Consider the following 14,333-nt stretch of genomic DNA (forward strand, 5'->3'; position numbering starts at 1 on the left):
TAAACGCCATAAAAGGAGCGGTGATAATGTCATTCATGCTTCCCCCTTTCTCTCAGATACAGAACCCCAGCCGCCAGCAGTCGTAATTGGTCATTAATTTGATTGATTGGGATTCTTGCTTCTTTCAGGGTGACAGATTCGACCTCAGCGATGGCAGACAGTAGCGATGATGGCAGTTGCTTCACCTCATCACTAAGCTGTCGGAGTTCTTTTAAGATTGGGTTAATACGAGGGCGACCATGACCAACGGACACAGTATTACCTTTTTTGAATTGTCCAGAATTGGTCATTGGTATACCTTATTTGAATAATTTACGAGCCTCAGCAATCAAATCTAATTCTGCTTTAACTGTTTTGGTGAATTGAGCCTGTTTAACCTGAGCAGCCTTACGCTTAGCGACAGCCTGAGACATGGATTTTTCATATTTAGCCTCAGCGTATGCGATAGCATCAGATGTCTTCGCAAAATCGGTAATAGCATTGAAGCCATTAGGCCACATAATCACACAAAGGCGTGATGTTACTTCAGATGGCGCTACAACATCTTTCACCGTGTAGCCGTCAATGTTGAACACACCGCTTTTCAGTGCTTCCGTGTAGTAATACAAGTTCTCACAGTAGAAGCGCTTGATGAGTGGCGTACTGTTGGCGTATTCAGCCTGAAGCTGGAGCTTGATGGTGTCTTTGGATTGCTCCAGATACTCCACCTCATCACATGCACGTGCAACGGCATCCTGTAGCTCCAGCAGTCGAGGGTAAGCAAAGTCTTCTACGGCAATCTGACGGGCTGTAGGCGCAAGGTGTCGGAAGCTATCAATGGTAACTACGTCGTCAGGGAGTGCCTGACGGGCTTCAAACTCTGCCATTTCACGAGCCTGTTTATGCTTGATGTTATCCAGTGGGTCGTAATCAGGTTCAGAGGAATCCACCTCATTAGGGATAAACTCAGGCAGACCGTTTGCACCAGTACGCCATTTACCATCACCGGGTACAAGTTTGATACCTGAGGTGACTACAGGCTTGTAACTACCAGCATCCATAAAGGCACTGGTGGTATCGTTTTTAATTGCATCAAATGCAGGGTTGATAGAAGCCATTATTTGTTCTCGTTATTGTAAGGTTGCTGGCGCAGAATGGAATGTTGCAGGTGATGGAGTGGCCTGAGCCTTGGCAATCATACCGTCAAGGTTAGAGCGGATTGTTCCGTACCACTCCAGAGCCTGACCACGTGCCAGTTCTTCAGATAACCCACCAGCAACGAAAGTTTCTTGCAGACTGGTGATAAGAATTTCTGGGTTACCGTAGATACCATTCATCACGGCAGAAAAGGATGCTTCGTTAAAATCAACGGTGAAACCATTCTTCTTAGGGTCAAATTTGGTAAACATTATCTATTTCCCACAAGAGACAAGAATCAGACCAAGGGAATCAAGTTGCTTAACAACAGCATCCAGAACATCCTGAGCATCATCGGTAGCACCAGTCAGGCCAGTGCAGGTGAACTTACCACCATCAAATTCGACACCCTCAAAACCATTGGTCTCAAGAATGGATTGGCGCAGATGTGACACCATATTAGGCACTTCAACCAACATTGCAGACTTCAGGTCAAGAAAGTTTGTCGTTAACTGACCAGCAGCAATAGAGGAAGCAGCAGACAGCATCACGCCAGCAATCTTTGCAGCATCATCAACCACTTTTAAGGTTACCGCCTTACCGCTGGTATCGGAGAAAGCACCGATAAACTGTGATGAGTCAATAGGAACCTCAACACGAGACACACGATTAGGTGATGATGGTTCGGAGATGATGAAATCCAATAGAGGTGCTCGCGTGTACACCGTGTAAATGCCTTTGGATGCATCGCCCAGCTTAATTTTATCTTGGTACATTATTTGGAATCCTTAGACATCAGGGCAAGAACCGCCAAGGTGAAAAGTAGTGTTGCATAGAAGGGAATTTGTTCAATCATTGTGAAAACTCAGATTACGTCTGTTATGCAAAGACCACCAAATACGCATGAACGAACAAGAACGGGCGTATGGGGTTTTGCACCTGTGGAGAGCAGGATTTGATAGACTTTGCGTAACAGACTGGATTTAGAGGATAGGTCAAGGGATTGCAACCAAGACCTATGAAATACTCGGATAGAGTTGCATTTACTTCAGCAGGGAGGCTAATCCCATGTAGTAATGGTAGCATTATTTTAACATATTTGCAACCGTTTATTAACAAATTAAACGAAGTCCATACCACACATCAGTTACCCTGAAAAGGCAAATCGTGCCATTGCATTATATTAACGCTCGATACAAAATTAAAAATGTGCTAAGATAAAGACCTATCTGTAAAGGTTACTGAGAAGTTCGGTTTACCTCTGTTTAGATAGTTGGTTAACAGTTCTGGTCACCATGCGATTAGATGTCATAACACGAAGTGAAGACATCGGTTTTAAGTGTGACCAAACACTTAACAGATTATTTTTAAAAGGTGTTTTAACCTTTTCTTCCCGCTCTCATCGCGGGGAATCAGTTTGCACTGTTAAGTTGCATTTTAAGAATTCTGAGAAGACCCCGTATCGGTGTAAGCTGGTGCGGGGTTTTTCGTTTATCTGATATGGAGCATATGAGATGGGTCACATGAGTTCGTACAGCAAAGCAGAATTACGATTACAGCCCGGTGGCTGTGGGGTAAATATTGGCGGGATTTCTACTGCTATGTGTGGCGACCGTCAACCGGATATGGAAGCGTGGCTTTACCCTGCCTGTAAACAGAAATGGGAAGAGGCGCTGAAGCAGTATCACGAACAGAAGGGTCAGAAATGAGTCATGATGCTGAAATTATCGCCAATGCTATTGCAGCATTGAAGCCAGCACCCGACTACCTGAAGGACTATTGGTTACCAATATTCACTATGTTCTGCTCTGCTCTTCTCGGTGGGTTAGTTGCTATCCGCATCAACAGAGGACAAGAACTCCAGCGTACCGCAAAGGATAACTTTGCCACAGCAAACCAAACGTTCATTCTCGCGCATGAGTGCCTGAATAATCTCATCGCTATCAAGTCAAACTACGCTGGCAACATAACATGGGGTGAACCTCTGTACAGGGCTATCGCTTACCCGACAGTGTTAGCCAAGCTGGAAGAGGTTGCTTTCACCGCTACAGGATTTTATTTCATCAGGGCTGAACCAACAGCTAACAAATCATTGTTCGAAAAAACATCGAGATGGGTAAAGTATCGCTTATTGCGCATGAAGCCCAAAGCACCTAACCCTGATGCTATTGCTATGACGTGGCGAAATACAGTCAGGATTAGCTCAATGTTCGGAAACTACAATCAGGTGATGATGTATCTCCGGGCCAGAAATGAAATCGGCGAGTGGGTAAAAGAACCTCTGTCACGTATGGACTTTGGCAATAAACAGAGCTTCCTTGAGTTGCCTGAGATTATCGGTGCTCCAATGACAGCCAAATATGTAAGCATCACAGAACTCACTATTGCGCTAACTGACCATGTAATCAAAGAGTTGTATTCTTTCCTAATGAACTTCCCTGACATAGCTGAAAGCAACATTGAATTGAGCAGAATCAGGGATTGGGGGACGCTACCACGATACAAGAACGATAAACCATTGTTCTTGAAATGCCTTGAACCGACTCCAGCACCTGATTTTGCAAAGTTAGCGAAGTATACGGGTCTATCGGTGGAAGAAGCACAGAAAAGGCACAGCTTTAGTGATTGGGGCTGAAGTAGCCCCGTTACATTCTCGCCTATTCATACGGGCTAATCGTCTGTTTCCGCTGGTGGTCTTCTCCACTCTTCAGCCATCTCATCCTGCACCCACTCAGGCCAAATATGAGCAGGTGTCGTAGCGGCATCTGCATCTGTGAATGAATGCTCCTGCGAATCGAGCAAGCTGGCAATATCAGCAAGGCGGGAACCATCGACAACGTATGTCAGCGGGTAGTTGTTCAGCTTCACGCCATTGTGCAGAGTAATGTCACAGGTTTTATTTTCCGTGTTCATCCGTATCTCTTTGATGACACGTTTGATGATGATTTGAGGTAAGCGTCATCTCAGTACCGTCTGTTGAAATTTCCGGTGATTGACGATGATAGAGTCCTCTTATAAACGTTAATGGACTCTATCAATGTCAGATTCTCTTCGTCCCCGCAGGGTTCGTGCGTCTTACTCCATGGACTTTAAACTGGAACTTGTCGAAAAATCTTATCAGCCTGGAGCCTGCGTGGCCCAACTGGCCAGAGAACACGGGATTAATGACAATCTGTTGTTTACATGGCGCCAGCGCTACAGCCACCTTTTGCCCGATGAAATACAACGTTCAGTCAGTAAACCTGATGCTGTCATCCCTGTTGTGGTATCTGACATGTCCCTGTCACATCATGCAGAACCACACTATGAACCATCCGGTTCCGCTTACGGTGAGGTGATGACCTGCGAAGTGGCTGTCGGGAGCGCCAGTCTGCGCCTGACAGGGAACTTATCTCCCGCTATCCTGAAAACACTGCTTCGCGAACTGACCGGGAGGGGACGATGATCTCCCTCCCGTCTGGCACCCGTATCTGGCTGGTCGCCGGCGCCACCGACATGCGTAAATCCTTCAACGGTCTGGGCGAGCAGATACAGCACGTACTGGATGAGAACCCCTTCTCCGGCCACCTGTTCATCTTCCGTGGCCGCCGGGGTGATACCGTCAAAATTCTCTGGGCAGATGCGGATGGACTGTGCCTCTTCACCAAACGCCTTGAGGAAGGGCAGTTCATCTGGCCCGCCGTGCGCGACGGCAAGGTGGCCATTAGTCGCTCGCAACTGGCCATGCTCCTCGATAAGCTGGACTGGCGTCAGCCCAAAACACCCCGTCTTAACTCACTGACAATGTTGTAAAAAAAGCATGGCCGCATTATAAATGGGTCATGAGTCAGGACTATCTCGCCCGTATCACCGCGCTGGAAGAAGAACTTCGCCGGAAAGACAGCCAGCTCAGTCTCGTTGCCGAGACTGAGGCCTTCCTGCGCTCTGCGCTGACCCGCGCTGAAGAAAAGATCGAGGAAGACGAACGGGAGATAGAACACCTGAGGTCTCAGATAGAAAAACTGCGCCGTATGATGTTCGGCACCCGTTCTGAAAAACTGCGCCGCGAGGTGGCACAGGCCGAAGCGCTGCTGAAACAGCGCGAACAGGCGAGCGATCGTTACAGTGGGCGGGAAGACGACCCGCAGGTTCCCCGCCAGCTCCGTCAGTCCCGGCACCGTCGTCCGCTTCCGGAACATCTTCCCCGTGAGATACTCCGGCTGGAGCCGGAAGAAACCTGCTGCCCGGCATGTGGCGGTGAAATGGCGTACCTCAGCGAAGTCAGCGCGGAGCAGCTGGAGCTGGTTGCCAGCGCCCTGAAAGTGATCCGCACAGTGCGGGTAAAAAAAGCCTGCACAAAATGTGACGGTATCGTGGAAGCTCCCGCGCCGTCACGTCCTGTCGAGCGGGGTATCGCCGGACCGGGTCTGCTGGCCCGTGTGTTAACAGCCAAATACTGTGAACATCTGCCGCTGTACCGCCAGACGGAAATCCTTGCCCGCCAGGGGGTGGAGCTGAGCCGCGCACTGCTCTCCAACTGGGTGGATACGTGCTGCCGTTTAATGGCGCCGCTGGACGAAGCCCTTTATCACTACGTGATGAACTGCCGCAAACTGCATACAGATGATACTCCAGTGCCGGTGCTGGCGCCGGGCAGGAAAAAGACGAAAACCGGGCGTATCTGGACGTATGTCCGGGATGACCGGAATGCCGGTTCGTCAGATCCTCCGGCAGCGTGGTTCGCGTACTCACCGGACCGGCAGGGAAAACACCCGGAGCTGCACCTTCGCTCCTTCCGTGGCGTCCTGCAGGCAGATGCCTTCGCGGGGTATGACCGGCTGTTCAGTACATCGCGAGAAGGCGGCGTGCTGACAGAGGCGGCATGCTGGGCGCATGCCCGCCGAAAAATCCACGACGTGTACATCAGCAGCCAGAGCGCCACGGCGGAGGAAGCGCTGAAACGCATCGGCGAACTGTACGCCATCGAAGCGGAAATACGCGGCATGCCGGAGACAGAGCGTCTGGCGGCCAGACAGTCGCGGAGTGCGCCGCTGCTGGCGTCACTGCATGAGTGGATGGTGGAGAAAAGTGCGACACTGTCGAAAAAATCCCGGCTGGGAGAGGCGTTCACGTATGCCCTGAACCAGTGGGATGCCCTGTGTTACTACTGCCGTGACGGTCTGGCGGAACCCGACAATAACGCCGCGGAGCGGGCGCTTCGCGCCGTCTGCCTGGGAAAGAAAAACTACATCTTCTTCGGGAGCGATCATGGTGGCGAACGTGGTGCACTGCTGTACGGACTGATCGGAACGTGCCGTCTGAACGGTATCGATCCAGAAGCGTATCTGCGCCACATCCTGAGCGTTCTGCCTGAGTGGCCTTCCAACAGGGTTGGTGAACTTCTGCCGTGGAACGTGGCTATACCTGCCTGACCAGTGTCAATACGGCGTCCGGTTAACGCTTACCAGGATGTCACCATAAGGAGCATCATATGTCACAACATGAACAGTTCTGTCAGGCTTGCGGGATGCCGATGTCTGCACCTGATGCACACAGTGCCAGCGATCGATATTGCGCATACTGCATCGACAGCAACGGCAATCTAAAACCCTGGGAAGACGCGGTATCAGGCTTAGCCAGCTTCCTTGATTCCTGGCAAAAAGTCGGCCCGGAAGAAGCCCGGAAACGGGCAAAACGTTATCTGACGGCAATGCCCGCCTGGGCTCATAAAGCGGAAGAGTGAAATGTATTTCTGCTGCTCAATCAGCATTGAGGCGCATGCCGTACGTCAGTATTTGTGACTATAACTCAACCAGCCAGTTTCCTGGCTGGTTGCACACTCACACAAATCAGCGCTGCCATCATTCCGACATCGAAAGCAAACCATCATCCAGTCGATTCCCCTGGATTTTTATGCCTGCTAACAAAGCATCCATATTAGCCAAATCCTCTTCGCTCAATTCAAGATCAATCGCTTTAATGTTGTCGTCTATATAGGAAACTTTATCCATCCCGGGAATCGGTACGATCCATGGTTTTTGTGCCAATAACCATGCCAGAGCAACCTGTACGGGTGTCGCTCCTTTACTGGCTGCGACCTCCCGGAGCATGCTGACTAACGGCATATTCGCTTTTATTGCCTCTGGGGTGAAGCGCGGAAAGTTTGCACGTAAATCAGTCGCGCTATCGAATTTTGTTGAGGAATCAATCGTTCCCGTCAGGAATCCGGTCCCCAGAGGTCCCCAGGGCACAAACCCGATTCCCAATTCCTCACAAACGGGCAATACTTCTGCTTCAGGCTCACGGGTCCACAAAGAGTACTGGTTTTGCACGGCTGCGACTGGCATGACTGCATGTGCCCGACGAATGGTTGCAGCACCAACTTCGGATAAACCATAGTGACGGATCTTACCTTCCTTTATTAAATCTCCCAGCGTACCTGCAACATCTTCAATAGGGACATTCGGATCCACACGGTGCTGATAAAAGAGATCGATATAATCTGTTTTCAGGCTTTTCAGGGATGCTTCAGCAACAGCGCGGATATTTTCAGGACGACTATCAACGCCCGTTGTCACACCATTTTCCAGTTTGAAACCAAATTTGGTCGCAATAAGCGCTTTTTCACGATGTGCAGATAACGCCTTACCCACAAGTTTTTCATTCGTATAGGGGCCATAGGCCTGAGCAGTGTCAAAAAAGTTAATCCCCCTGTCGAGCGCAGCATGAAGAACGTTAATCCCGGTCCGATCATCAACGGCGCTACCGGTTCCAAAGCTTAAATTCATTGCCCCCATGCCTAATGCTGATACGGTTAATCCGCTACGACCTAACTGACGATATTTCATATTAATTTCCTTACTCATTAAACGCGGGCGATGCCCAGGCTGTCATGTACATAAAGTGATGGCTCAATCACCATACGGTTAATTAGATCGGCAATACTTAACCGGGAAACGCTGCTGCCCCGAAAGGGTTCATTTCTGTGCGTTAGTCCATATTCAACTTCATGCCCATTGGTAAACCACGCAGGCCGGATGATGGTATGATCGAGCCCTGCATTTTCTATAATTTTTGCTGATTCCCGATAAGGCGCCAAAATACTGCCGTATTTCTCTCCCGGCACTTCATCATATATTCCCATTGAGCTAATGAAGATCAAACGACGCACGCCCGTTGATTTCATTGCACGAATAATCGTCGCGGCCTGCTCCTTCATATTTCCGGATAAATTGGCGTACACAATATCTTTACCGCGCATGGCGAGCCTGAGTTGTTCATCATTGAGAACATCCCCTTCAATCAGGGTCACCCTGGCGGTATCCGGGTTTTGCAGGCGTGCACTGTTACGTAAATACAGCGTTAACTGAGCCTGGCTGTTATCCAGTAAGTAGCGGGTAACCACTCGGGCAAGAGAGCCCGCAGCCCCCAGAATCAATACGTTTGTCATTCTTCCCTTCCTCATTTCAAATCACTGAGGGCAATACTAGAGGGTGTGATTGTGTTTGTATGTGGATTTATACCGCATTCAGAATTCTCAATTATGGAATAATCAAAACCACTTTGATGAGCGACAGGTGATAAAAGGTTATATTCATGAGCGCGACTCATAACGCTTATCCAGCCTACGATGATTATTAATTGCCGCCGGGTCGCTATTATTGAACGCAGTATCCTTCCTTAAGCAGGCATGTATGAACCGTTCTCCCTCCGTTAAGACAACCGGACTACTTTTTATTATGATCCTCAGCGCCCTGATGGCGTTTACGTCCTTGTCTACCGATATTTATCTTCCCGCAATGCCCATTATGGCGAAGGAATTGCAGGGTGATGCAGAATTAACTATCACCGGCTTTTTGATTGGCTTTTGTCTGGCGCAGCTTATCTGGGGGCCGATCAGCGATCGCTTCGGTCGTCGCCCTCCCCTGATAATTGGCATGGTGTTATTTATTATCGGTTCAGCAGGATGCGCGCTTTCTACTGATATCACGCATATCGTTTTCTGGCGGGTATTTCAGGCGCTGGGGGCCTGCACCGGCCCGATGCTAGCGCGCGCGATGATTCGTGATCTGTTTAGCCGTACTCGCGCCGCCCAGATGCTTTCAACATTAACCATTGTCATGGCGATTGCCCCTATTGTTGGCCCACTGCTTGGTGGGCAGATGATTAAATTCACCTCATGGCATGCCATTTTCTGGTTGTTGACGGCCATTGGCGTATTCATGCTGCTGTCACTCTACTGGCTGCCTGAGACATTGCCGCTTGAACGTCGTATATCGTCCTCAATTGGTGGTGCGTTCCGGACATATTATCGGTTGATCCGTAACGTGAACTTTATGAAGTTCACCCTTTGTCTGACGTTTTATTATGTGGCCGTTTATGCATTTATTGCAGGCTCTCCTTTTGTCTATATCACGTATTTCCATGTAGATCCGCAGCATTACGGTTGGTTGTTTGCCGTCAACATTGTTGGCGTAATGGGGCTAAGTGCGGTTAACCGTCGCCTGGTACAACGTTACCCACTGGAAACGCTCTTAAAAAGCGCCGTGCTGATTGCCGCTACAGCGTCCCTGGTGCTGGCGGTTGCGACAAAACTGAATGTCGGTGGAATCGCCCTGATTGCTCTCGCAATTTTCATCCTGTTTTCGATGAATGGCATTATTGCCGCCACCGCAACGGCCGCCGCTCTGGATTCGGCACCGAATGCTGCGGGGTCGGCTTCAGCACTGATTGGTTCACTCCAGTACGGCAGTGGCATCGTTTCATCATTGCTGTTAGCGATGTTCAGCGATGGAACCCCCTGGACGATGGACTGGATTATCACCCTTTTCACTTTGGCCAGCGCAGCTATGGCGCTGACCACCCGAATGAGTAAGGCCGGTCATTAACTATTTTTGCCAAAGAAGGCATCAAGCTGCCCCATCGCTGCATTGACATAGCGCGGTACCCGCAAGTTTCTTAAAGACAACAATCTCCAGTAGCCATGCAGAAGCAGTGTTCATCGCTCATTTATGAGTACTGCTAATTAACCTTAGAAAATTTCACCCTCTAATCAAATAAATAAGGCTGCGCTAAGCTCTTTTCACACCCAGGATTGAGGATATTCATGTGCAAACGGTAAAACTGAACAACGGCATTGAAATGCCCCTGGCAGGCTTCGGCGTTTTCCAGATGACGGACGCGGCTGAATGTGAGCGTGCGGTGATTGACGCCATAGAAACGGGTTATCGTCTGATTGATACTGCCGCCGCCTATCAGAACGAAACTCAGGTCGGAAACGCCATAAAGCGTAGCGGTGTTAATCGCGAAGAGCTGTTTATCACCACCAAACTATGGGTACAGGACGTGAATTATGAGGGCGCAAAGGCCCAGTTTGAGCGTTCAATTAACCGACTCCAGCTGGACTATATCGACCTGTATTTAATCCACCAACCCTACAATGATGTCCACGGTGCCTGGCGAGCAATGGAAGAATTGCTCGCTGCCGGGCGAATTCGCGCCATTGGCGTCAGTAATTTTCATCCGGACAGGCTTGCCGATCTCATCGCGTTCAATAACGTCGTACCGGCGGTCAATCAAATTGAAGTGAACCCTTTTAATCAGCAACTTCACGCTGCACCGTGGATGCTAAGCCGACAGGTCCAGCCTGAAGCCTGGGCACCTTTCGCCGAAGGAAAGAATGGACTGTTTGACCATCCGGTGCTGGCGGCCATCGGTCAGAAATACGGCAAGAGCATTGGGCAAGTTATCCTGCGCTGGCTTTACCAGCGAAGCATTATATCGCTGGCCAAAACGGTCAAAAAAGCGCGCATGGCAGAAAATATCGCTATTTTTGATTTTGAGATAAGCGGTGACGATATGCAGAAAATAACCGCTATCGATACCGCGACAAGCGCATTTTTCTCCCACCGTGATCCGGCGCGAGTGGAATGGATTGCAGACTGGAAACTGGATATTTGAGGTAAATCATGATTAAAACCGTAAAAGCGTTGGGTACCGATGCCGCAAACAACCCCTTGCGGGAATTCAGCATCAAACGCCGTGGATTATTAAATGATGATGTGGAAATAGAAATTCTCTACTGCGGCATCTGCCACTCTGATTTACATCAAATCAAAAATGATTTTGGCGGCACTCATTATCCGGTTATTCCCGGGCATGAAATCGTTGGCCGGGTGATTGCTGTTGGTAATAATGTCACCCAATTTAAACCGGGTGATTTTGCCGCTGTCGGCTGCATTGTTGATTCCTGCGGCGAGTGCCCTGCCTGCCGCCACGATCTGGAGCAATTCTGCGAATCGGGTACGACATTGTCATTTAATACGCCAGATAAACATCTGGGCGGCATGACCTACGGTGGATTCTCACAAACCTATGTTTGCCGGGAAAGCTACACGTTGAAAATGCCTGATAACTTAGGGAAGGTGCGAACAAGTTCCTGATATGAGATCATCATATTCATCCGGAGCGCATCCCAGAGGGACATCATGAGCCATCAACTCACCTTCGCCGATAGTGAATTCAGCACTAAGCGCCGTCAGACCCGAAAAGAGATTTTCCTCTCCCGCATGGAGCATATTCTGCCATGGCAGAATATGACCGCTGTCATCGAGCCGTTTTATCCCAAGGCGGGCAATGGCCGACGGCCCTATCCGCTGGAGACCATGCTGCGTATTCACTGCATGCAGCATTGGTACAACCTGAGCGACGGTGCCATGGAAGATGCCCTGTACGAAATCGCCTCCATGCGCCTGTTTGCCCGATTATCCCTGGATAGCGCCCTGCCGGATCGCACCACCATCATGAATTTCCGCCACCTGCTCGAGCAGCATCAACTGGCCCGTCAATTGTTCAAGACCATCAATCGCTGGCTGGCCGAAGCAGGCGTCATGATGACCCAAGGCACTTTGGTGGATGCCACCATCATTGAGGCACCCAGCTCTACCAAGAACAAAGAGCAGCAACGCGATCCGGAGATGCATCAGACCAAGAAAGGCAATCAGTGGCACTTTGGCATGAAGGCCCACATTGGTGTCGATGCCAAGAGTGGCCTGACCCACAGCCTAGTCACCACCGCGGCCAACGAGCATGACCTCAATCAGCTGGGTAATCTGCTTCATGGAGAGGAGCAATTTGTCTCAGCCGATGCCGGCTACCAAGGAGCGCCACAGCGCGAGGAGCTGGCCGAGGTGGATGTGGACTGGCTGATCGCCGAGCGTCCCGGCAGGGTAAAAACCTTGAAGCAGCATCCGCGCAAGAACAAAACGGCCATCAACATCGAATACATGAAAGCCAGCATCCGTGCCAAGGTGGAGCACCCGTTTCGCATCATCAAGCGGCAGTTCGGCTTCGTGAAAGCCAGATACAAGGGGCTGCTGAAAAACGATAACCAACTGGCGATGTTATTCACCCTGGCCAACCTGTTTCGGGTGGACCAAATGATACGTCAGTGGGAGAGATCTCAGTAAAAACCGGAAATAACGCCAGAAATGGTGGAAAAAATAGCCTAAATAGGCTGATTCGATTGTTTGCGGGAAAAAAATCGGCCCAGATCCGCGAAATTTTAATCAGCGAGTCAGCTTGGGAAGAAATGACCTGCTTATTCGCACCTTCCTTAACTACATGGCGTCCATCGCTTTCTGTACCTTCCAGATATAACGCGGTGCCTGCGGTGCCGGGTGGTTTTTCACGACGTGGTCAAAGAATTCATCCTTGTCCAGTTCGTTAATTTCGGCAATCGCCTTTTTCCTGTCCGATGAGAAGGTGCGCAGCAGCGCACCTGCGCCGTTGGCGTAAGACACCACCAGCGCATATTGCATCACTTCCGGGTCGTTAATTCCCGCCAGCGAACCGTGCTCCAGTATGCTCAAGTAGGCCGCGCCCATGGAAATATTGCGCTCCGGATTTTTCAGCTCGCTGGTCGACGGTTGGCCGCTCCAGCCCATATGGCGATAAACATCCAGCCCGGAGGTGGACGCTTTAAGCTGCATCAGCCCTACCGCATTGGATTTACTGACCAACGTTGGGTTGCCGCCGGATTCCACGGCGATAATCGCGGTGATCAGACGCGGGCTGACGCCCCATGCCGCACCGGCTTTCTCGCTAATTGGCATCCACTGCATCGCTCGCTTCACCGGCACCTCAGGGTTCCAGGGTGGATTACGGTAATCCGATTTAGAGCTACATCCGGCGAGTAATACAATTAAAAAAGCAAACCATCTCAATTTCACGCATCTATCCTTTTAGCTGAACTTTGCTGCCGTTAATGACAACCATGGGCTCAGGCGGCATGATACTCGTTTCATACTCTGCAAGGAAATGCCATGTCTCAGTTTCATCTTATCGCCCCTTCCGGCTACTGTATTAACCAATCCGCCGCGCAGCGCGGGGTATCGCGATTAGAAGACGCTGGACATCAGGTGGTTCATCAGCAGGTCATCGCGCGGCGCGATCGTCGCTTCGCCGGTGATGAAAATGCGCGGCTGGCCGATATCAACAGCCTCGTTACGCTGGCGGGTAAAAACCGCATTGTGATGCCGGTACGCGGCGGCTACGGCGCCAGCCGTCTGCTGGACAACATCGACTGGCAGGGCTTAGCCAACCGCCAGAAACACGATCCGCTGCTGATCTGCGGGCACAGCGATTTTACGGCCATCCAGATGGGGCTGCTGGCCCATGGCAATGTGATCACCTTCAGCGGGCCGATGCTGGCAGGCAATTTCGGCGCAGAATCGCCAGAATCCTTCACCGAGACGCACTTCTGGCAGGCGTTAACCCGCCCGGAGTATTGCATCGAGTGGGCGGGCGATGGCCCGAACTGCGATACTCAGGGCACCCTGTGGGGCGGCAACCTGGCAATGATGACCTCACTTATCGGCACCCCGTGGCTGCCGGACATCCGTGACGGTATTCTGGTGCTGGAAGATATTAACGAACATCCGTTCCGCGTCGAGCGCATGCTGTTACAGCTACTCTATGCCGGGATCCTGCCGCGCCAGCGAGCGCTGGTGTTGGGCAGTTTTAGCGGCGCGACGCCGAATGATTACGATGCCGGCTACGATCTTAACGCGATGTACGACTATCTGCGTTCCAGGCTGTCGATCCCGGTCATTACCGGCCTCGATTTTGGCCACGAACCGCGCACGGTGACGCTGGCGCTGGGTGCCCATGCGCAGTTGACGCATTCACTCGGGCGTTCCACGCTCACCGTCAGCGGACACCCGGTATTAACTGAATAA

General features: G+C 50.7%; 19 protein-coding genes. 11 read left to right on the top strand and 8 right to left on the bottom strand.

Annotated features, from left to right (window positions below):
• Positions 1–29 precede the first annotated feature (29 nt).
• Genes H7R76_RS12650 through H7R76_RS12665 form a run of 4 tightly spaced genes read right to left on the bottom strand, consistent with a single transcriptional unit; the run spans position 30 to position 1,892 of the window.
• Entirely contained in the window at positions 30–290 is a 261-nt protein-coding gene (locus H7R76_RS12650; protein WP_182934392.1) for a hypothetical protein, read from the bottom strand.
• 9 nt (positions 291–299) lie between these two features.
• On the bottom strand, positions 300–1,097 hold the full coding sequence (locus tag H7R76_RS12655) for a hypothetical protein (RefSeq protein ID WP_182934393.1): 798 nt from the start codon (positions 1,095–1,097) through the stop codon (positions 300–302).
• A gap of 12 nt (positions 1,098–1,109) precedes the next feature.
• Positions 1,110–1,388 (bottom strand): hypothetical protein, encoded by a 279-nt coding sequence (locus H7R76_RS12660; protein WP_182934394.1) that lies wholly within the window; start codon positions 1,386–1,388, stop codon positions 1,110–1,112.
• 3 nt (positions 1,389–1,391) lie between these two features.
• On the bottom strand, positions 1,392–1,892 hold the full coding sequence (locus tag H7R76_RS12665) for a hypothetical protein (protein WP_182934395.1): 501 nt from the start codon (positions 1,890–1,892) through the stop codon (positions 1,392–1,394).
• A 747-nt stretch (positions 1,893–2,639) separates the two neighbouring features.
• On the opposite strand from H7R76_RS12665, the gene H7R76_RS12670 reads away from it, so the two are divergent.
• Positions 2,640–2,825 carry a hypothetical protein gene (locus tag H7R76_RS12670; RefSeq protein WP_182934396.1) on the top strand — a complete coding sequence of 62 codons (186 nt, stop codon included), beginning with the start codon at positions 2,640–2,642 and terminating at the stop codon, positions 2,823–2,825.
• The gene (locus H7R76_RS12675; protein ID WP_182934397.1) at positions 2,822–3,751 is read left to right on the top strand and encodes a hypothetical protein; all 930 of its coding nucleotides are present in this window, start codon (positions 2,822–2,824) and stop codon (positions 3,749–3,751) included. Before H7R76_RS12670 ends, H7R76_RS12675 begins: the two co-directional genes overlap by 4 nt.
• 35 nt (positions 3,752–3,786) lie before the next feature.
• Here H7R76_RS12675 and H7R76_RS12680 read toward each other — a convergent pair whose 3' ends face one another.
• Entirely contained in the window at positions 3,787–4,029 is a 243-nt protein-coding gene (locus tag H7R76_RS12680; RefSeq protein ID WP_182965374.1) for a hypothetical protein, read from the bottom strand.
• Positions 4,030–4,153: 124 nt separating this feature from the next.
• On the opposite strand from H7R76_RS12680, the gene tnpA reads away from it, so the two are divergent.
• The 4 genes from tnpA to H7R76_RS12700 are packed head-to-tail and all read left to right on the top strand — an operon-like array spanning position 4,154 to position 6,838.
• Positions 4,154–4,561 carry an IS66-like element accessory protein TnpA gene (gene tnpA, locus H7R76_RS12685; protein WP_015632445.1) on the top strand — a complete coding sequence of 136 codons (408 nt, stop codon included), beginning with the start codon at positions 4,154–4,156 and terminating at the stop codon, positions 4,559–4,561.
• Positions 4,558–4,908 carry an IS66 family insertion sequence element accessory protein TnpB gene (tnpB, locus tag H7R76_RS12690; RefSeq protein WP_032414478.1) on the top strand — a complete coding sequence of 117 codons (351 nt, stop codon included), beginning with the start codon at positions 4,558–4,560 and terminating at the stop codon, positions 4,906–4,908. The genes tnpA and tnpB overlap by 4 nt, the downstream gene beginning before the upstream one ends.
• A 29-nt stretch (positions 4,909–4,937) precedes the next feature.
• Positions 4,938–6,527, top strand: coding sequence for an IS66 family transposase (tnpC, locus tag H7R76_RS12695; RefSeq protein WP_064146682.1), 1,590 nt, complete (start codon positions 4,938–4,940; stop codon positions 6,525–6,527).
• Positions 6,528–6,586: 59 nt separating this feature from the next.
• Positions 6,587–6,838 carry a zinc ribbon domain-containing protein gene (locus H7R76_RS12700; RefSeq protein ID WP_106926645.1) on the top strand — a complete coding sequence of 84 codons (252 nt, stop codon included), beginning with the start codon at positions 6,587–6,589 and terminating at the stop codon, positions 6,836–6,838.
• Positions 6,839–6,956: 118 nt separating this feature from the next.
• Here H7R76_RS12700 and H7R76_RS12705 read toward each other — a convergent pair whose 3' ends face one another.
• Positions 6,957–7,943 carry an aldo/keto reductase gene (locus H7R76_RS12705; RefSeq protein WP_106926643.1) on the bottom strand — a complete coding sequence of 329 codons (987 nt, stop codon included), beginning with the start codon at positions 7,941–7,943 and terminating at the stop codon, positions 6,957–6,959.
• 17 nt (positions 7,944–7,960) lie between these two features.
• On the bottom strand, positions 7,961–8,545 hold the full coding sequence (locus tag H7R76_RS12710; protein WP_182930468.1) for an NAD(P)H-binding protein: 585 nt from the start codon (positions 8,543–8,545) through the stop codon (positions 7,961–7,963).
• Positions 8,546–8,789: 244 nt separating this feature from the next.
• Here H7R76_RS12710 and H7R76_RS12715 point away from each other — a divergent pair, with 244 nt between their 5' ends.
• The 4 genes from H7R76_RS12715 to H7R76_RS12730 all read left to right on the top strand — a co-directional run bounded on the left by H7R76_RS12715 (position 8,790) and on the right by H7R76_RS12730 (position 12,563).
• Positions 8,790–9,983, top strand: a complete 1,194-nt coding sequence (locus H7R76_RS12715; RefSeq protein WP_182965376.1) for a multidrug effflux MFS transporter — start codon at positions 8,790–8,792, stop codon at positions 9,981–9,983.
• Between the two features lie 220 nt (positions 9,984–10,203).
• Positions 10,204–11,055, top strand: coding sequence for an aldo/keto reductase (locus H7R76_RS12720; protein WP_182965378.1), 852 nt, complete (start codon positions 10,204–10,206; stop codon positions 11,053–11,055).
• A gap of 8 nt (positions 11,056–11,063) precedes the next feature.
• Positions 11,064–11,537, top strand: a complete 474-nt coding sequence (locus tag H7R76_RS12725; protein WP_227673902.1) for an alcohol dehydrogenase catalytic domain-containing protein — start codon at positions 11,064–11,066, stop codon at positions 11,535–11,537.
• A 45-nt stretch (positions 11,538–11,582) separates the two neighbouring features.
• Positions 11,583–12,563 carry an IS5-like element ISKpn26 family transposase gene (locus H7R76_RS12730; RefSeq protein ID WP_068815383.1) on the top strand — a complete coding sequence of 327 codons (981 nt, stop codon included), beginning with the start codon at positions 11,583–11,585 and terminating at the stop codon, positions 12,561–12,563.
• 150 nt (positions 12,564–12,713) lie between these two features.
• Here the strand turns inward: H7R76_RS12730 and emtA are convergent, their stop codons facing one another.
• Entirely contained in the window at positions 12,714–13,325 is a 612-nt protein-coding gene (emtA, locus tag H7R76_RS12735) for a membrane-bound lytic murein transglycosylase EmtA (RefSeq protein WP_106927632.1), read from the bottom strand.
• A 93-nt stretch (positions 13,326–13,418) separates the two neighbouring features.
• Here emtA and ldcA point away from each other — a divergent pair, with 93 nt between their 5' ends.
• Entirely contained in the window at positions 13,419–14,333 is a 915-nt protein-coding gene (gene ldcA / locus H7R76_RS12740) for a muramoyltetrapeptide carboxypeptidase (protein ID WP_182965381.1), read from the top strand.

The organism is Klebsiella sp. WP8-S18-ESBL-06 (assembly GCF_014169755.1).
Taxonomy (GTDB): Bacteria; Pseudomonadota; Gammaproteobacteria; order Enterobacterales; family Enterobacteriaceae; genus Kluyvera; species Kluyvera ascorbata_B.